This window comes from Leucobacter sp. CX87 (genome assembly GCF_018682295.1).
GTDB lineage: Bacteria > Actinomycetota > Actinomycetes > Actinomycetales > Microbacteriaceae > Cx-87.
Window position 1 is genome coordinate 198,139 of the sequence record NZ_JAFIRI010000005.1, and the last position, 18,466, is coordinate 216,604.

The 18,466-nt window shown below is 67.2% G+C and carries 15 protein-coding genes; 8 read left to right on the top strand and 7 right to left on the bottom strand.

The features are described 5' to 3' along the window. Window positions 1–217: 217 nt before the first annotated feature. Window positions 218–1,417: an AI-2E family transporter gene (locus KOE53_RS08050; RefSeq protein WP_188058087.1), complete on the bottom strand. Its 1,200-nt coding sequence runs from the start codon at window positions 1,415–1,417 to the stop codon at window positions 218–220. 123 nt (window positions 1,418–1,540) lie between these two features. Here KOE53_RS08050 and KOE53_RS08055 point away from each other — a divergent pair, with 123 nt between their 5' ends. Continuing rightward, window positions 1,541–2,488, top strand: coding sequence for a DMT family transporter (locus KOE53_RS08055; RefSeq protein WP_188058088.1), 948 nt, complete (start codon window positions 1,541–1,543; stop codon window positions 2,486–2,488). 1 nt (window position 2,489) lies between these two features. Here KOE53_RS08055 and KOE53_RS08060 read toward each other — a convergent pair whose 3' ends face one another. After that, window positions 2,490–3,065 carry a nitroreductase family protein gene (locus KOE53_RS08060; RefSeq protein ID WP_188058089.1) on the bottom strand — a complete coding sequence of 192 codons (576 nt, stop codon included), beginning with the start codon at window positions 3,063–3,065 and terminating at the stop codon, window positions 2,490–2,492. Between the two features lie 5 nt (window positions 3,066–3,070). After that, window positions 3,071–3,496 carry a peptide-methionine (R)-S-oxide reductase MsrB gene (msrB, locus tag KOE53_RS08065; protein ID WP_188058090.1) on the bottom strand — a complete coding sequence of 142 codons (426 nt, stop codon included), beginning with the start codon at window positions 3,494–3,496 and terminating at the stop codon, window positions 3,071–3,073. A gap of 301 nt (window positions 3,497–3,797) precedes the next feature. Here msrB and KOE53_RS08070 point away from each other — a divergent pair, with 301 nt between their 5' ends. After that, window positions 3,798–6,842, top strand: a complete 3,045-nt coding sequence (locus KOE53_RS08070) for an HtaA domain-containing protein (protein ID WP_188058091.1) — start codon at window positions 3,798–3,800, stop codon at window positions 6,840–6,842. A gap of 156 nt (window positions 6,843–6,998) precedes the next feature. Then, complete coding sequence (locus KOE53_RS08075) at window positions 6,999–7,928, top strand: HtaA domain-containing protein (protein ID WP_188058092.1); 930 nt, start codon at window positions 6,999–7,001, stop codon at window positions 7,926–7,928. 85 nt (window positions 7,929–8,013) lie between these two features. On the opposite strand, the gene KOE53_RS13560 is transcribed toward KOE53_RS08075, so the two are convergent. From KOE53_RS13560 to KOE53_RS08090, 3 genes are all read right to left on the bottom strand, one after another. Continuing rightward, complete coding sequence (locus KOE53_RS13560; protein WP_353055611.1) at window positions 8,014–8,466, bottom strand: endonuclease domain-containing protein; 453 nt, start codon at window positions 8,464–8,466, stop codon at window positions 8,014–8,016. A 680-nt stretch (window positions 8,467–9,146) separates the two neighbouring features. After that, the gene (locus tag KOE53_RS08085) at window positions 9,147–9,956 is read right to left on the bottom strand and encodes a heme ABC transporter ATP-binding protein (protein WP_188058094.1); all 810 of its coding nucleotides are present in this window, start codon (window positions 9,954–9,956) and stop codon (window positions 9,147–9,149) included. Beyond that, window positions 9,956–11,023, bottom strand: a complete 1,068-nt coding sequence (locus tag KOE53_RS08090) for a FecCD family ABC transporter permease (RefSeq protein ID WP_188058095.1) — start codon at window positions 11,021–11,023, stop codon at window positions 9,956–9,958. The genes KOE53_RS08085 and KOE53_RS08090 overlap by 1 nt, the downstream gene beginning before the upstream one ends. 150 nt (window positions 11,024–11,173) lie before the next feature. Between KOE53_RS08090 and KOE53_RS08095 the strand changes: the two genes are divergently transcribed. The 5 genes from KOE53_RS08095 to KOE53_RS08115 all read left to right on the top strand — a co-directional run bounded on the left by KOE53_RS08095 (window position 11,174) and on the right by KOE53_RS08115 (window position 16,711). Then, a complete protein-coding gene (locus tag KOE53_RS08095; RefSeq protein WP_251364226.1) occupies window positions 11,174–12,409 on the top strand; it encodes a heme/hemin ABC transporter substrate-binding protein in 1,236 nt (411 codons plus the stop codon). A gap of 59 nt (window positions 12,410–12,468) precedes the next feature. After that, entirely contained in the window at window positions 12,469–13,122 is a 654-nt protein-coding gene (locus KOE53_RS08100) for a LytR C-terminal domain-containing protein (RefSeq protein WP_188058096.1), read from the top strand. Window positions 13,123–13,244: 122 nt separating this feature from the next. Next, window positions 13,245–14,864 (top strand): chaperonin GroEL, encoded by a 1,620-nt coding sequence (groL, locus tag KOE53_RS08105; RefSeq protein ID WP_188045672.1) that lies wholly within the window; start codon window positions 13,245–13,247, stop codon window positions 14,862–14,864. A 132-nt stretch (window positions 14,865–14,996) separates the two neighbouring features. Beyond that, on the top strand, window positions 14,997–16,481 hold the full coding sequence (locus KOE53_RS08110) for a glycosyltransferase family 2 protein (RefSeq protein ID WP_188058097.1): 1,485 nt from the start codon (window positions 14,997–14,999) through the stop codon (window positions 16,479–16,481). After that, window positions 16,478–16,711 carry a hypothetical protein gene (locus KOE53_RS08115; protein ID WP_241095448.1) on the top strand — a complete coding sequence of 78 codons (234 nt, stop codon included), beginning with the start codon at window positions 16,478–16,480 and terminating at the stop codon, window positions 16,709–16,711. Before KOE53_RS08110 ends, KOE53_RS08115 begins: the two co-directional genes overlap by 4 nt. Before the next feature lie 26 nt (window positions 16,712–16,737). On the opposite strand, the gene KOE53_RS08120 is transcribed toward KOE53_RS08115, so the two are convergent. Further along, window positions 16,738–18,429, bottom strand: coding sequence for a sensor histidine kinase (locus tag KOE53_RS08120; RefSeq protein WP_353055612.1), 1,692 nt, complete (start codon window positions 18,427–18,429; stop codon window positions 16,738–16,740). Window positions 18,430–18,466 lie beyond the last annotated feature (37 nt).

Genomic DNA, 18,466 nt, shown 5'->3' on the forward strand with positions numbered 1-18,466 from the left:
CTGAGTTGTTGGAGCCCCCGAGTCAGGTTTTGGGCTCCGATAACGCAGATTGCTCCGTTATGTGGTGGCCGGGTTGCCGGCACCGGCACCGCGCACCGGCACCGCGCACCGGCACCGGCACCGCGCACCGGCACCGCGCACCGGCACCGGCACCGCGCACCGGAACAGCGTGCCCGGGCACGCCTACCCTGCAGGTGCCTGCGCGCGCAGCGAGCCGCTAGACCTGCTCGAGCTCCTTGCGGGGCCTCGCCCAACGAGCGGCGAGGTCAGGGCCATCCCAGACCTTGACGACGCCCCAGGCGACGGCCGCGATCGGGACAGCCAGCACGGCGCCCAGGATCCCGCCGAGGACGGTGCCGACGGTCAACGCCAGCAAGATAACGAGCGCGTGCAGCTTGAGGGCGCGGCCCATCAGGACGGGCTGCAGGAAGTTCCCCTCGAGCTGATTCACCAGCACGACGACGCCGATCACGAGCAGCGCGTTCACGGGCCCATTTGCGACGAGGGCGACGAGGGCTGCCAGGATCCCGGCGACCGTGGCGCCGACCAGGGGAATGAACGAGAGCAGGAAGACGAGCACCGAGAGCGGCAGGGCGAGCGGCACCTGCAGGATCGTGATGCCGATACCGATGCCGATCGAATCAACGAGCGCCACCGCAGCCGTACCGCGAATGTATGACCCGAAGGTCTGCACTGTCTTCTCCCCGACCCGACGCGCGCGCTCAAGGTGATCGTCGTGGAACGGGCGCAGCATGAACGACCAGATCCTGGGGCCGTCCTTGAGGAAGAAGAACAGCACGACGATCATGAGCACGAGCCCGGTCACAAAGTTTGAGACGGCGCCGACGCCGGCAAGCGCGCCGCTGCCGAACTGGCTGCTCGTGAGAAAGTCGATGACCGTCTTCTGCCAGTCCGCAAACTGGTCGGCACTCGGGGCGAACGGCAGGTGGCGGCCCCACTCGAGCACCTGCTCGAAGCCGTCCTGCGCCTGCGCGGAGAGGTCGTCCCACTGGTCGCGCACGGCCGAGACAATGAGCCAGCCGACGCCGGTCAAGATGAGGAGCACCGCGACCAAGACGAGTACCGTGGCGAGCGCGTCCGGTACGCGGTGAGCGCGCATCCAGCGCATGACCGGCGCAAAGGCGCTCGCGATGATGAGCGCGAGCAGGATCGGGATGACCACGATAGTGAGCGATTGCAGGCCCCAGATGACGGCGATGAGCAACGCCACGACAGCGATGATCTGGATGGACCGGGTCGCGACGAAGCCGAATCCCTGGCTCCAGAGGCCCCGGTGCACGGGCGGTTCTGGGGTGCGGTCGATGGCTGGGTTCGCGTCGCTCGGTGCCTGCCGGGCGGCTGCACCCGTGGCAAATGCCTGCTCTGCTCGTCGCCTATCTGATCGCCGTCCAAACATTACGTGCTCCCTCGATGTCGCGTCGCTTCCCGCGCTGCCTAGGGCGAATGCCCGGGAGGCCCAGCTTAGGGGGCCCGCGCTGAGCAGGCTATGGGGCGGCCCGCGCGGCAGTACTCTTGAGAGATGAACGCGCCGCGTGGAATCCCCGTCTGGATGGCTCTTCTGGGTTCCGGTCTCGCAGGGATTCTTGTCGCTACACAGTCGCGTTTGAACGGCGGGCTCGGCGCCACAATCGACAACGGGATCCTGGCTGCCGCAGTCTCGTTTGGGGCGGGTCTGCTCGTTATGGTGCTCGCGATCTTGCTGTCGCCCAACGGGCGCGCGGGGCTCGGCCGTGTGCGCGCGGGGGTGCGCGAGCGTGGCTTCCCCCTCTGGGCGCTACTGGGAGGGCTCTGCGGTGCGTTCTTCGTGATCACGCAGGGCGTCGCCGTCGGGGTGCTGGGCGTCGCGCTTTTCACCGTCGGAATCGTTGCTGGTCAGGTCGTGGGTGGCCTTGTGCTCGACCGGATCGGCCTCGGCCCGGGGGGTCGTGTCATGCCGACGGTTCCGCGGATGTTTGGCGCAGTGCTCGCCGTCATCGCGGTCGCCGTGTCGGCGTGGACCGGGCTCGGCGAGGCCTCCGGAGTGGCCCTGCTCATTCTCCCGCTGCTCGCTGGGCTGGCCGTGTCGTGGCAGTCGGCAGTGAACGGCCTCGTGCGAAGCGTCGCGGAAAGCGCCATTACGGCGACGTTCATCAACTTTGTCATCGGGACGGTCGCGCTGACCGTTGCCGCCGCGGTCTCGGTCGGGCTGCGTGGCTGGCCCACCGATTGGCCGGGGGAGTGGTGGTGGTACGCAGGCGGGCCGCTCGGCTGCGTCTTTATTGCCCTCGCCGCAATTTTCGTGCGCTCGGCCGGGGTGCTTTTGCTGAGCATGTCCAACGTTGCCGGTCAGCTGGTCGGGGCCCTCGTGCTCGACGCCGTGGCGCCGGTCCCTGGTCGAGGCGGGAGCGAGCTGCTGCTGGGGGTAGGGATCGCGCTGGTCGCGGTCGTGATCGCTTGCCTGCCCAGCCGGGATCCTGCCCGAACGTGACTCACAGCTCGCTGAGGCGGCCCTGCAGGTCGATCGGCGAGCGGTCCTTGCGCTCACGGTCGTCTGGGCGCATGCCGCCGACGTAGAGCCAGCCGAGGAGTACCTCGTTGGGGGCGAGCCGGTGAGCGCGAGCGACCTCGGCCGAGCGGGTCAGTAGCCCGGTGCGCCAGAGGACACCCCAGCCGGCTTCATCCAGCAGGAGGCTGAGGACGTGCGCGACGCCTGACGCCGTCGCCTCTTGCTCCCACAGCGGAACCTTGAGGCTCGGCACGGGGGAGCTCACGATCGCGATCAGGAGTGGCGCGCGCTCGGTCTTCGCGACTTGGCGCTCGATCGCGCGTTCATCGGTGCGCTCGGGGGCGGACTGGGCAGCCGCGAGGGCCTCGCCAACGCGTGCGCGGGCGTCTCCGCGCAGCTCGATCAGGCGCCACGGGCGCAGCTTCGAGTGATCGGCAACTCCCGCGGCGGCCTGCACGAGCTCGGCGAGCTCTGCGTGGGTGGGGGCGAGGTCGGTGACCTTGGACCGTGACCGCCGGCTGCGCACTGCGTCGAGTGCGGGGTGCTGTTCGGGAGCCATGGTGATCAGTCCTCGAAGTTGCCGGGCTCGAACGTGAGCGCGAGCGAGTTCATGCAGTACCGGTCGCCGGTCGGCGTGCCGAACCCGTCGGGGAAAACGTGCCCGAGGTGTGAGCCGCAGGTCGCGCAACGCACCTCGGTGCGGGTCATGCCGAGCGTGGTGTCGTCGAGGAGTTCGACCGCCTCGGGGCGGATGCTCTCGTAGAAGCTGGGCCATCCACAACCCGAGTCGAACTTGGTTCCGCTGATGAACAGCTCGCTCTTGCAGGCCCCGCAGCGGTAGATGCCATCGCGCTCCTCGTCCAGTAGCTCGCCGGTTCCGGCGCGCTCGGTCGCGGCGCGACGCAGGATCTGGAACTCGTCTGCGCCGAGCGTCTCGCGCCACTCGTCGTCGCTGCGTTGGACGGGGTACTGGCGGGATGCGTCTGTCATGAGCGTGCCTTTCGCTTCGCGTGCCGGTCGTCGCCGACGGGCCCAGTGTACGCCGGTCGTTCGAGAGTCCGAAGTGTCAAAACTCGCACGGCGAGGGACAGGATCGGGTGATATTTGGCCGTGGAGTTGACACGGCATCGTAAGGTCTGATGAAATTCATCTGACTAAGGTTCTCCTAACTCCGAGTAAGGGTGGCCTGTTCGACTCTCGGTGCCGGCGTTGGCGCCAACTCGCACGGGCGATTATTGCCACTGCGAGCCGCTTCGGGCAATGCCCGTACCTCTGAAGGGGTCCCCTCGACATGCCCGAATCCAATCGGACGCTGCTTGGTCGTGCGCGTGCTTCGCTCGCCGCGGCACTCGTTACCGGCCTCTTTGCCGGCTCGCTCGTGCTTGGCGGCAGCGCGGCCTACGCAGCCGATGAGGTCGCCGCTGCGCCCGTCGTGACAGAGGCCCCTGCCGCTGAGGCTCCGGTCGACAGTGCGGATCCTGCTGCGCCTGTTGCGCCTGAGACGCCCGAAGCACCTACCGATGCCGTCGAGCCCGAGGGTTCCGACGCCCCGGAAGCGCCCCTCGCGCCTGCCGCCCCCCAGACTGCTGCTGAGGCCGCCCCGGCTGCCACCGAGGCGGCCCCCGCGGTTGCTGCGGTCCCGACGGTTGAAATTGTGGGTTCGGTGACGGGGCTTGACGCCTCGGCCGAGACCGTGGTCACCGTGAAGGGCTCAGGGTTTGTGCCCTCGGCCCCCGGGACGACCGCGCTGTACCCGCCGCTCGCGGGAACGTTTGCCGGCACGTACGTCGTGTTCGGATCGTACGCACCGGTGTGGAAGCCGTCGGAGGGTGCTGCGTCGTCGACTCGAAAGTCGGTTCACCAGAAGTGGGCGGTGCCCGCGGAGAGTGTTCAAGCGATCGGTGGCGCGGCCGCTGGCGCGGTGACGTTGAACGCCGACGGAACGTTCGAGACGACGTTGACGCTGAAGCCCGACGAGGCGAAGGCTGTCGCCGGTGGCTCATGGGGCATTGTCACGTACCCGGCGGGTGGTGCGAAGTATGCGCCGTTCGAGACGTTTACCCCGGTGACGTTTGCGGCTCCGGCGCCGTCGGTTGAGGTTGTGGGTTCGGTCTCGGGTTTGGATCCTGCTGCTGCGACGGTTGTGACGGTGAAGGGTAAGAACTTCCTGCCGAATGCGCCCGCGACGAGCGGTGCGAACCGTCCTCCGTTGAACGGGCAGTTTGCTGGCACGTATGTTGTGTTTGGGTCGTATCTCCCGGCGTGGAAGCCGTCCGAGGGTGCCTTGTCGTCGGCTCGTTCTGCGGTGGATCAGAAGTGGGCCGTTCCGGCTGCGAGCTTTGACGCGATCGGTGGAGCGGCCGCGGGAGCGGTGTTGCTGAACGCGGATGGCACGTTTGAGACGACGTTGACGTTGAAGCCGAACGAGGCGAAGGCGTTGGCTGGCGGTTCGTGGGGCATTGTGACGTATCCGGGTGGTGGTGCGAAGTATGCGCCGTTCGAGACGTTTACCCCGGTGACGTTTGCGGCCGCTGGGCCGACGGTAACTGGTGTGGTCTCGGACGTCGTCGAGGGCGAATCGCTCACGATCGACGTGGACGGTTCTGGTTTCGAGGTCAACTCCGCCTATGTCGCAGTCATTGAGCGCAGCACTGAAGGATCACTCGACGCAAGCGGCGGATTCGTCGCGTTCGCTCTTCCCTTCCCGACGATCACCGACGGGGTGCTCGATATCTCGTTGGTCGCGGAGAAGGCGAAGCTCGACCGCACCAAGCAGTACGAGGTGCTCGTCTGGAAGCAGCACAGCGCCCCGACGGCCTCGAACATCTTTGCGCGCGCTGATATCGAAGTGAGCGACGCGAACTGGGACGCGATCTTCGGCAAGTTGGAAGGACCAGCGGTCACGGCGAGCGTCACGAAGGTCACAGACGGCACCTCGCTGACGGTCGGCGTCAACGGAACCGGCTTTGTCGAGTCCGTCGCGTACGCTGCGCTGATTGAGCGCGGCACTGAGGCAGCCCTTGGAGCAGACGGTGGGTATGCCGCCTTCGCAATGCCGTTCCCGACAATCACTGACGGCGTTCTGAAGACGTCGATGGTCGCCGAGAAGGCGAAGCTTGATCGCACCAAGCAGTACGAGGTGCTCGTCTGGAAGCAGCACACGCAGCCGACGGGCGACAACATTCTCGCTCGGGGCAATGTCGCGATCAGCGCAGAGCAGTGGGACCAGGTGTTCGGGAAGAACCCCGACCCCAAGCCGCCAGTGACGCCGACGGTTCCGACTGTTCCGACCGGACCGTCGCAGCCGGGGTCGTTGACCTGGGGGATCTCCTCCACGTTTGGTGCCTACGTGACGGGTGATATTGCAAAGGGTTCGATCACGACCTTGGGTGCCGGTGGCGGCGCGGGCGGCTACGTCTTCCCGCAGTCGTCGAGCAGCTCCTGGGACCGCTCGAGCCAAACTGGATCGGTGCAGTATTCGGGCTCTGTCAGCTACTCGGGGCACCACGGCCTGCTCAGCCTGTCAGTTGCAAACCCCATGATCCGTGTCACGGGGCCGACGACCGGACAGTTGTTCGCCAACGGCCAGCTCTTCGCGAACCTCAACCTCGGCGCGGCGAACCGGACCGTTGCTGCCGACGGCTCCGTGACCTGGAAGGGCGTGCCGGTCAGCCCGGCGGGAGCGGGCGCAAGCTTCTTCTCCTTCGGCAACTACGCCATGGCGATGGACGGCCTGAGCTTTACGGTCGGTGCCGTCAACACCGGGATTAGCGGCGGCACCACGGTGGTGTCTCCCGCTGCGCTCAAGACGAACCGTCAGCCGGCCGCCACGGCGCCTGCCACCAGCGGGATCCGCGTCCTGACACCAGCCGATGAACTGGTTGCGGGCGGCGCGATCGAGTTTGAGGCAAGCGGCTTTGAGCCGGGCGAGCGCGGCATCCTGGTCGTGCTTTACTCCGACCCGATCCTGCTCGATCGCAACGCCGGAGCCGACGCCAACGGTGTCGTGCGCTGGATCGGCACCCTGCCGAAGGACCTGACGGGCACGCACACGCTGACCCTGCAGGGAAGCACCGACGCTGGCGCGACGATCACGATCGCGAAGGAGCTCACCAAGGAAGCCAAGGAGTCAGGGCTTTCGTCAGACTCCGAAGCACAGGACGGTGCGGTCGCGGCAGTTGCCCTCTCGGACCTGCCCATCGCCGGCTCGTCGGCTCTCTGGTGGGCCGCGGCAGCCGCCCTGGTGCTCGTCGCGAGCTCCCTCGTGGGAGTCGTTATTGCGCGCCGCCGATCGGCGGAGGCGCTCAGCCAGAGCGGCCCCGGGACTGCCAATTAGGCTGGTACGGTCCAAACCCTGAGGTGCGGGGACGGAAGGTGGCGAACTCGCCGCCTCCGCCCCGCGCCGGGGACGGCCACTGGGCCAACCGCGGAGGCCAAACTCGCTCCCGCACGATTCATCTCTTCTGACCGGCGAACAAAGGATGCAACCCTCGTGAATGCACGCCCACTCACCCGCAAGCTGACCGCAGTGCTCAGTGGGGCCTTTGCCGCCATCGGCGTCGTTGCCGCCTGCGCAATTGCGCCCGCCGCCGTCGCCGCACCCCTGGTGGCCTCGCCCGCCGCAGGACCGTTGGCCGCTGAGATGGGCGTGGGTTGCACGGTGAGCGATGCATCCCTGGAGTGGGGCATCATCGAGCGCTGGCGCGCCTACATCACCGGCACTATCGCGAACGGTGACTGGACGTTGAAGGACGGAGTCGAGTACGAGACCCCGGCGTTCCGCTGGGCAGCAGGATCCGGCGCGATCGAAGCCGACGGAAGCGGGTCGATCGGATTCACCGGTGGCGTCCTCTTCGCCGGCCACGAGGGGCTGCTGCAGTTGGACGTGGCGAACCCGACACTTGAGCTTGTCTCGCCGACCGAGGCGTACTTGCTGCTTGACCTCGCCTCGACCAAGCAGACGGGTGAGCCCGACGTGACGCTGCCGCAGGTGCGTGCCGTCAAGCTTGACCTGGCCGGAAGGATTGTCGTCAATGGCGTGACGCTCGAGATCGTCGACGCCCCGGGTCGCTTCACTGCGGAGGGGGCATCGGCGTTTGGCGGCTTCTACGCGGCGGGCGAAGAAGTTGACCCGCTGAGCCTGACGGCGCAGGCCGATGGCTGCGCGCTGGAAGCTGGTGCCGCGGACAAAGCTGCGGACGAGACCCCCAGCGAGGACGCGGAACCCGCGACCGGTGTGATCACCGAAGAGCGGCCGGGAGTCCCGTGGCTGCCGATCGGCATCGGTGCGGTTGCGTTGCTGGTCATCGCCGGTGCCACGCTCGCGCTCGTGCGCAGTGGGCGAAAGCCGGCTGCTGCCGACGCTGTGGAATCGACGCCCGACGAGGCCCGGGGCGAGACGCCAACCGACCCGAACGCCTAACCACTCACGCCTGACGGCGGCGGGGGCGAGTACTCGCGTCCGCCGCCGTTCTGCGTCTCGCGGGTTCGGCGGGATCCTGCGGGTGCTAGCGGGCATGATGCAGCCCATTCGCGATGGCGTGAGTTATGAGGTCCTGGATCAGCGGCCACTCGTGAATGAGCTGGCGGTAGCTGATGCGGATCACGGTGTATCCGCGCAGGCGGAGAAGGGCGTCATGGGCGTTGTCTGAGTCGCGCTGCGCCCCGACATGGTGGCCGCCATCGACCTGGAGGACAAGCCGTTCCCCGAGCAGCAGGTCCACCCGGTGCCCGAACAGCCAGACCTGCATTCTGAAGGGAACGCCCGTCCAGCCCAGTCTCTGACGGAGGTACGTCTCGAGGCCAGAATCTGCCAGCGGCGTCGCATCTCTCAGCACGCGTCGTGCGCGGGCCGGCAGCGGCAATTGATTCAGCGCGTGAAGGTCGGTCAGCTTCTTGTTCAGTGCGGAGTCCCGGATGGCGACTGCCTCTTCGTGCGGCACGCATGTGGTGACCAGCACGAGGGTGTTGATGAGCGAGTCCTCAAGGCGGTCGGGGTGGCGTGGCTCGAGCGGCCTGTGGCGGTGGACGACAACATGAGGATCACGAATGGGTGGGCCGTTTGGCAGGGAAGCGACGTGGGGCCGATCGTTGTCGAGTACCCAGAGCCCGAGCCTTTTCGCGCGGGAAATGCAACTGACTGTGACGTTGTGTCGTGCGGCCAGAAGGAGGAGGGGATCAGAGTGGGGTAGGGCAACCCAGCCTCTCGCTACCCGGAGGACAAGCGAGCGCGAGACTGCTTGTGCGATCTCATAGCGCGTACAGCCCAGTCTGAGCAGAGTCGCTGTGCGAACGACACCGCCGAGCTTTCGCACCTCAGATGGAACGGACATTTGTCCAGTGTTCCTGGGTGGGACAACCAGCAACGGTGTTCGGGCGAAATTGTGGAGAATTGCTTGAAGACGTCGGGTGTGAACGGGCAATAACACTTTCACTCAATAGTAGAAAAGCCGAGAATCCCCACGAGAACGCCGAATTTCTACTATTGAAGGCGGATCTACTACTGAGCGAAAATTAGGGTGCCCAGGGTGCCCAGGGTGCCCAGGGTGCCCAGGGTGCCCAGGGTGCCCAGGGTGCCCAGGGGACCTCGGGCCACCCCGCACAGGGCCACCCGGCGCAGCTCACCCGCCACAGCGACGAACTACCTCAGCGGCAGCACAATCCCGCGGCCAGTCACCGGGTGCGGGATCACCTCGACGGGGGAGTCGTACACGGCCGAAACGGTCGAAGCGGTGAGCACCTCGGCGGGTGAGCCCAGCGCCGCGATCGAGCCCTGGCGCAGCAGCGCGATGCGGTCTGCGTAGGCCCCCGCAAGGTTCAGGTCGTGCAACACCACGATGACGGCGTCACCCTCGCTGGCACGCGAGCGGGCGAGTGAAAGCACAGCCTCCTGGTGCTTGAGGTCGAGCGCCGCAGTCGGCTCATCGAGCAGCAGCACTCCGGTGCGACCGGCAATCACGCGCGCGAACGCGGCGCGCGCCCGCTCGCCGCCCGAGAGCGACGGGACGCGGCGGTTGCCCAGGTGCGCGATGTCGGCGGCCCCGATGGCGTCAGAGATCGCCGAGTTGTCCTCTTCTTCCCGCGCAGTGCGTCGCCACGGCGCTCGGCCCATCTCGACAACCTGGTGCACCGTGAAGGGGAACAAGACCTGGTTGTCCTGCAGCAGCACGCTGCGCCGGCGCGCGAGATCGAGGAGCGACCACGAGTCGAGCGTCTGCCCCGCGAAGTCCACATCGCCCGCGTCGGGGACGAGGTCGCCCGAGAGCACATTGAGTAGCGTCGACTTGCCGGCGCCGTTGGGGCCGAGCAGGGCGAGCACTTCGCCGGCCTGCACGGACAGCGAGACCGAGTCGAGCAGGCGCCGCCCGCCGCGCGACACCGTGATGCCCCGCATCTCGAACGCTGCCGTCCCAACAGGGACCGGCGTGGGAAGGGTGAGGTGTCGAGCCATTAGCCCCAGCCTCCGCTCCGCTTGCGGGTGCGCCGCAGCAACCAGAAGAAGAAGGGCCCGCCGACGAGGGCGGTGAGCATGCCGATCGGCAGATCTGCCATGGGCACCATCGTGCGTGCGGCGAGGTCTGCGAGCGACAGCAGTAGCGCGCCGCCTAGGGCGCTCGCCGTGACGAGCGGGAGGTGTGCGGGGCCGAGAATCATGCGCATGAGGTGCGGCACCACGAGGCCGACGAAGGCGATGATGCCGGCGAACGCCACCGCAGCGCCGACGAGCAGCGAGACGAGCACGATCACGCCGATCCTGAGTGCCTCGACATTGACGCCGAGGTGGCGCGCGTTGCGCTCGCCGAGCGACAGCAGGTCGAGCTTGCGGGCGACGAGGTAAGACACGATGAGGCCGATCGCGACGACGGGGGCGACGACGAAGACCTGCTCCCAACGGCTGCCCGCGAGGCTGCCGAGCTGCCAGAACACGATCTGCTCACGCGACTGGGTGTCGCCGAGGAAGGTCAGCAGCGCGATGCCAGCACCCGCGATCGCGTTGATCGCGATACCGGTGAGAATGAGGGTGACGACCTCGGTGCGGCCATCGGCGCGGCTCATGAAGTACACGAGCAGCGTGGCGATGAGGCCGGCCCCGAAGGCGAAAACGGCAACCGTCCAGTCACCGAATATCGTGAGCCCGAAAACGATGCAGATGCCCGCGCCGACGGCTGCACCGGACGAGACGCCGATGACGCCGGGCTCGGCGAGCGGGTTGCCGAACACGGCCTGCATGAGCAGACCCGACACGGAGAGGGCGGCGCCCACGAGCACGGCCAGCGCGACGCGGGGGAAGCGGATCGCCCACAGCGTCTGATCGCCCGCGGGGTGCTCGGGCAGTGGCAGCCAGGTGATGCCGAGGCGGTGCAGGATCGAGCCGAGGACCTGATCCGGCGGGATCGCCAGTTGGCCCGTGCCGGCCGACACCAGAACGACCACGAGCAGCGAGACACTCAGCGCGGTAAACAGCGCAAACACCGTGGCGGTGTGCCGCGAACGCGCGGTGACGGCGGTGCTCTTCATGACGCGGCGGGTGCTGCCTTCCTGGCGAATAAATGGGCGTGCAGGCCCTCTGTACTCTAAGCGCACGCCAGCTGTGTGAGCCCCGAGAATCCCGGGGCCACCACACCATCTTAGGCTAGGCTAACTTCTCGAGTCACTTTGGCTCGTCGCATGGCGTCCACGGCGGTCGCCGGATCGCGTAGTGCGGTCTGGGAGCACCCCGGATCCTGCAGCGATCGGCGACCAATCGAAAGCCGCCTCGCCTCTATGTCGTATCGTCGCCTCGCCCGCTCCGCCGCGCTCGTTCTCGTGCTTGCCATGGGGGCTGGCCTGACGGCGTGCCAAACCGGGCCGACGCAGGCGACGGGCGGCACCGCGACCGAGATCGATTTGCCCCCGCTGTCAACGCTCACCCCGCTCGAGGATCCCCGGGCGTATCAGGGCCCGACGACCGCGGTGATTGGCGGACCGACGCTGCAGCCGATCGCCGACAACCCTGAGGCCGATCTTCCTGCGACGGTCGTCTCTCGCGACCGCGGCGGCGACCGCGAGATTGAGGTCACCGACACTTCCCGCGTGATCGCGTTGTCCATGACGGGCACGCTCGCGGACCTTGTGCACGCATACGGCTTGGGGGACCGTCTTGTGGGGCGCGATACCTCGACAAATACCGAGGGCACCGCAGATCTTCCCGTGGTCACCAAGGCTGGGCACACTATCGATGCCGAGAGCGTCATCTCGCTCTCGCCCACGCTGATCATCACCGACGGATCGATCGGCCCGATCGACGTGCTCCTGCAGTTGCGCGATGCCGGCATCCCCGTCGTGGTCGTGACCAAATCCGACGACTTCGAGAGCACCTACCAGTCCGCACGCGAGGTCGCGGCCGCCCTCGGCATCCCCGCGCTGGGCGAACAGCTCGTCACCGAGATTCAAGATGCGATCGCGGCGAAGATGCTCGAGATCGCACCGCTCGTTCCCGGGAGCGTTGAGGACAAGCCGCGCGTCGCGTTCCTCTACATTCGTGGCACTGCTGGGATCTACTACCTCTTCGGCGAGGGCAGCGGCATCGATTCGATCATCGACGCGGTGGGCGCGATCGACGTGGCGAAGGAGATCGGCTGGTCGGGAATGAAGCCCATGACCGACGAGGCGCTCATCGCAATCGACCCCGACGTGGTCGTGGTGATGACCGAGGGGCTTGAGAGTGCGGGTGGCGTCGACGGCCTGCTCGAGGGCGTGCCGAGCGTCGCGCTGACGACCGCCGGCAAGAATCGCCGGATCATTGACGTGGACGACACCGCGCTCTTCGCGGGGGGCACGCGTATCCCCGACGTGCTCGACGGGCTGGCCCGCGCGCTCTACGCTCCCGATTCGCTGCCAAGGAAGCAGAGTTCTGCCGAGTAAGGTGGAAACGGTCCCGGGCAAGCGCCCGAGCGGCAAGGCAATCATCCGGAGGTACGCGCGTGGCGCAGAAGCAGAGCGCTGAATCCAGCGGTGAGGCCCGTGCGTCAGGCACGCGCGCCCCGCAGGATCGCTACGACCTGGTCGAGCGCAGCCACCGTGTCGGGGTGCACCGTTCGCCCGAGCGGGCGGGGTCGTTCTGGCTGCGCGCGCTCATGGTGCTGCTCACTGCCGCGGTGCTCGCCACCCTGGGTATTGTCTTCATCGTGATCGGGCCAGGCAACGTGCAGTTGCCCGGCGCGGTCGAGGAGACCAAGAAGCCGGCGCCCGTGCAGGTGGTCGGCGAGATCGACCCCGCCGCGACGATCGCGATCCTGAATGGCAGCCCCGCGGATGGACTCGAAGACAACGTCGATCAGGCGATCCGGACCGGCGCGCTGGGTGACGTGATTTTTGCCGGAGTCGCCGATCAGCGGGACGTGACGATCTCTGCGATCTTCTACGTTGATCCGAAGGACGAGGCATTCGCCAAGGGCCTCGGCGAGCAGCTCGGTGGCGCTTCGTACTACCTGCAGCCGGACTACGCGAGCTACGGCGCGCGGCTCATCGTGTTGCTGGGCAGCGACTACCGCGGCCCCGGCGCCGTCGAGATGCCAAGCGATACGCCCGCCGCGCCGGCGGAAGAGACGCCTGCCGAAGAGCAGCCCGCCGAGTAGGCGGCGCCGGACCTCCTCCTTGCGCTTGCACTCTCAGGGTGCGAGTGCCAAGATTGTGGTTAGCACTCCGATCTCTCGAGTGCTAATTCCACTCGTAACATCCTGGAGGATCGAGAACACTTATGGCTAAGATCATTGCCTTTGATGAAGAGGCCCGCCGCGGCCTTGAGCGCGGTCTCAACATTCTCGCCGACGCCGTGAAGGTGACCCTTGGTCCCCGCGGTCGCAACGTCGTGCTCGAGAAGAAGTGGGGCGCCCCCACGATCACCAACGATGGTGTCTCCATCGCCAAGGAGATCGAGCTGGACGACCCGTTCGAGAAGATCGGTGCCGAGCTCGTCAAGGAGGTCGCCAAGAAGACTGACGACGTCGCAGGCGACGGCACCACCACCGCGACCGTGCTCGCACAGGCGCTGGTCCGTGAGGGCCTCCGCAACGTGTCCGCCGGCAGCGACCCCATCGCGATCAAGAAGGGCATCGAGAAGGCCGTTGCCGCTGTAACGGCGCAGCTCCTCGAGAACGCTCAGGACATCGAGACCACCGACCAGATCGCGGCAACCGCGTCGATCTCGGCCGCTGACGAGCAGATCGGCAAGCTCATCGCCGAGGCGATCGACAAGGTCGGCAAGGAAGGCGTCGTCACCGTCGAGGAGTCGAACACGTTCGGCACCGAGCTCGAGCTCACCGAGGGCATGCGCTTCGACAAGGGCTACCTGTCGGCGTACTTCGTCACCGACGCAGACCGCCAGGAAGTTGTCTTCGAGGATCCGTACATCCTCGTCGTCAACAGCAAGGTCTCGAGCATCAAGGATCTCCTCCCGGTCGTTGACCAGGTCATCCAGTCGGGCAAGCAGCTCCTCATCATTGCCGAGGACGTCGAGGGCGAAGCGCTCGCGACCCTCGTGCTCAACAAGATCCGTGGCATCTTCAAGTCGGTTGCCGTCAAGGCTCCCGGCTTCGGCGATCGCCGCAAGGCCATGCTGCAGGACATCGCGATCCTCACGGGCGGACAGGTCATCTCGGAAGAGGTCGGCCTGAAGCTCGAGAACGCGACCCTCGACATGCTCGGTCGTGCCCGCAAGGTCATCATCACCAAGGACGAGACCACCATCGTCCAGGGTGCAGGCGAGGAAGACGCGATCGCAGGTCGCGTCGCGCAGATCCGCCGTGAGATCGAGAACACGGACAGCGATTACGATCGCGAGAAGCTCCAGGAGCGCCTCGCGAAGCTTGCTGGCGGCGTTGCAGTCATCAAGGCTGGCGCGGCTACCGAGGTCGAGCTCAAGGAGCGCAAGCACCGCATTGAGGACGCAGTCCGCAACGCAAAGGCTGCTGTCGAAGAGGGTGTCCTGCCCGGCGGCGGCGTCGCGCTGATCCAGGCCGGCAAGGCTGTCTTCGCTGGACTGAACCTCACCGGTGATGAGGCCGTTGGCGCTCGCATCGTCGAGGTCGCCATCGAGGCGCCCCTGCGTCAGATCGCGATGAACGCGGGCCTCGAGCCCGGCGTTGTCGTGAACAAGGTGTCGGAGCTCCCCAACGGTCACGGCCTCAACGCCGCGACGGGCGAGTACGGTGACCTGATCGCTCAGGGCATCCTCGACCCCGCCAAGGTGACCCGCTCGGCGCTGCAGAACGCAGCCTCGATCGCCGGCCTCTTCCTCACCACCGAGGTCGTTGTCGCTGAGAAGCCGGAGCCCGCAGCTGCAGGCGGCGGCGACCCCACGGGTGGCATGGACTTCTAGTCCAGCCTGCGCATAAGCGGGGTAGTGGCCTTCGGGCCGCTGCCCCGCTTTTCGTATGCCGGGGCTATGCGCCGGTGGACGAGATCCAGAACTGACGCTCCGCTCTGGCGCAATCATCGCTAGGATTTTTCTATGACGGGTCGTGGATTTGAACGCCTCGCGGGGGTGGGGGTGCTCCTGGTCGCAGGCGGCGCCGCTGCGCTGCTCTTCTTCACGCTCGCGATCGACGAGCCGTTGCCGATTTCAGAGCCTGCGACCCGAGCAATCTTTGGGATTTGGCAGATCTTCTACAGCACGACCGCGCCCGACCCGCAGGTCGTGATCTCAGCCATCGCGCTCGCGCTATTTTTCGCGGCGAGCATCGCGCTCCTCGAACGCAGCGTGGCCGTTCGCTCGCGGCGCTCGAGCAACCCGGTCAGCACACCGCTCGCCCCAAAGGTCATCATGGAGCAGACCCGCGGCGTCTTCTCCGGCCCGATTACGGTGACCGTGCTGATGCCGGCGCACAACGAGGAGGCGATCATCGCTGCGGCGCTGAGCGCGGTGCTCGCACAGGAGGAGCTGCCTGCGCGCATCATTGTGGTCGCCGACAACTGCACCGACAACACCGCTGGTGTCGCCCGAGCCCACGGCGCGGAGGTGTTCGCGACGGTCGGCAACCGGGAGAAGAAGGCGGGCGCACTGAACCAGGCGCTGCAGACGCTGCTGCCGGGCATGGGCCCCAACGACCTGGTAATGGTCGTCGACGCCGATACTGTGCTGGACCCGGGCTTCCTCACTGCCGCGACGCAGCGCTTCACGAGCGACCGCGCGCTCATGGCGGTCGGGGGATTGTTCGTCGGGGAGGAGGGGCACGGCCTCATCGGGCAGTTCCAGCGCAACGAGTACCTGCGGTATCGGCGCGAGATCGCTCGACGCCGAGGCCGTGTCTTCGTGTTGACGGGGACGGCGTCCGTCTTTCGGGCCACGGCAATGCGCACTGTGGCGGGCGAGCGGGGTAAAGGTCTTCCCGGCAGGCCCGGCGACGTCTACGACACCATGGCGCTCACGGAGGACAACGAGCTCACGCTCGCGATCAAGTCGCTCGGCGGGCTGATGATCTCGCCCGAGAAGTGCCAGGTCGTGACGGAGCTCATGCCGACCTGGCGCGAACTCTGGGTGCAGCGCCTGCGGTGGCAGCGTGGAGCGCTCGAGAACCTGGGCAGCTACCGACTCACCCCGCACACGTTCCGGTATTGGGCCCAACAGCTCGGAATCGGATACAGCGTGATCGCGCTTAGCTCCTTCTTCCTTCTCCTCATCGTCACGTTCCTCTCGCTCGACCACTGGATCTGGTTCCCGTTCTGGATCGGGGTCGGCTCGCTCTTCTTGCTCGAGCGCGTCGTGACGGTGTGGGCAGGGGGGCCACGGGCCCGGCTCCTCGCCCTGGCGCTCTTTCCCGAGCTCTTCTTCGATATGTTCCTAAACGTGGTGTACGTCACCGGAGTGCTCGAGATCAGCCTGGGGCGTAAGGCGGCCTGGGGGAACGGGGTCGCGTCCGAGAGTGAGGCGGAGGGCGCGGGGCCAGACAGGAACGCCGAGCGGGCCGCGGAGTCTGAGCGCGAGGGGAACGCATGATGATCGAGAGTTGGGCGACCGACGCTGTGCACGCCGGGATCCTGCTGCCCGAGTCGACACTGCAATCGGACTGGTTCGCCGTGCTCGCCGCGTTCGTTGCGATCAACACCGTGATGTACGCCGTGCTCGCGGTCGCCAAGATCCTACCCAAGTGGTACCTGTCGGACCTCTTCACGTCGCGGAACCGGCGGACCGAAACCCGCAGCATCTACCCCGAAAGCAACGACTAGGCCGGTGCCGGGCCCGAGCGTGGTCGCTACGCGAGTGGAAGCTCGACGCTGAAGGTCGCGCCGCCGCCGGGAGTTTCACGTGCAACGACCGTGCCGCCGTGCGCCGCGACGATCGACGACACGATGGCGAGCCCGAGGCCGGAGCCGCCCGTCTCGCGGTTGCGCGACGTGTCGGCACGCCAGAACCGCTCAAAAATGCGCTCGCGGATCTGCTCGGGGATGCCCTCGCCGTGGTCCACGATGTCGAATCGGGCCGTGCCGCGCTGCGGGGCGACCGACACCACGATGTCGATCGGGCTGCCCGCGGGCGTGTGCCGTAGTGCGTTCCCGATGAGGTTCGACATCACCTGGCGCACCTTGTGCTCGTCGCCCAGCACGATGGGGCGCCGCGGCTCGTACACGAGCGGCAGCGGGCCTGAATCGGAGATGACGCTCGACGCATCGGCCAGCTGGCTACCGTCGCCCGGGCCCTTCCGGCGCAGCCGAGCGAGGGCCTGGCTGCCGAATGCGATGGCGCCGGTTGCGAGGGTCGCGGGCGCCGCCTTGGCGGCCTTCTGCTGCTCGGCCGGAGCGACGACATCGTCCTCGCCGCTCGGGACGGTCGGCAAGACGCGCTTCGGGGCGCCGCGTTGCCGGGCACCTGCCGGTGCCGGATCGATCGCGGCGACCGTCGCACCGGCGTCGACGGCGGACGGGTCGACAATCACGGTGACGGTGCGGCTCGGATCCTGCGCCTGTGTGTCGAGCGCGGCGTCTCGCGCGAGCGGGATGAGGTCGAGCGCGCGCTGTTCGAAGGCGCGCTTCTCGTCGAGGCGGGCCAGCGCGAGGAGGTCCTCGACGAGCGAGCCCATGCGCACGGCCTCGCCCTCGATGCGGCCCATGGCCTGGGCGACCTGCTCGGGCGTCTGCAGCGCGCCCATGCGGTACAGCTCGGCGTAGCCCCGCACCGAAACGAGCGGGGTGCGCAGCTCGTGGCTGGCGTCGCCGACGAAGCGCCGCATTTGGTCGATGGTGCGCGCGCGATCGGTGAAGGCGTCGTCGATGCGGTCGAGCATGGTGTTGAGCGAGCGGCCAAGGTGGCCGACCTCGGTGGTCGGGCTCGTGACCGTGATGCGTTTGGAGAAGTCGCCGGCGGCGATCTCGTGCGCCGTGCGTTCGACCTCCGCGAGCGGTTCAAACGTGGTCGTCACGAGTATTCGGGTGAGGGCGGCCCCCAGCAGGATCACCGCCAGGCCGAACCCCGAGAAGATCGTCACGAACTGCGCCATTGTGCTGTTCACGGCGGCGGTGGACGCGGCGATAATCAGGGTGCCGCTGGCGGACTCGGTGTCGGTCGAGGAGTGAATGGGGGTCGCGATGCCGCGCCACTCGGAGTTGTCGGCCGCGCGCATCGTGAAGCTGCGGTCGCCGTTCTCGGCAACCCAGTTCGTGGTGAGCATCGGGATCGTCGGCCCGCTGCCCGCGGGGTGTGAGCGGAAGTTGTCGTAGAGCAGTACGCCGTCCGAGTCGAGCACCGCGACGTAGTAGCGGTCGGGCGCGTAGAGGACGTCGTCGCGGGTCATGCTGGCCGAGTTGGCACCCGGGCCGAGCGCCAGCGTGGGGTCAACCCGGAGCTGGCGCAGCTCCGCGTCCTGCTTCGCGATGAGCTGCGGCTGCAGGAACGAGAGCGTGCCGGCGCCGGCCACGAGAAGTCCCAGGGTGAGGATAAATACCGTCACCCCGGTGATCTTTGCGCGGAGCGATACATTCGCCCAG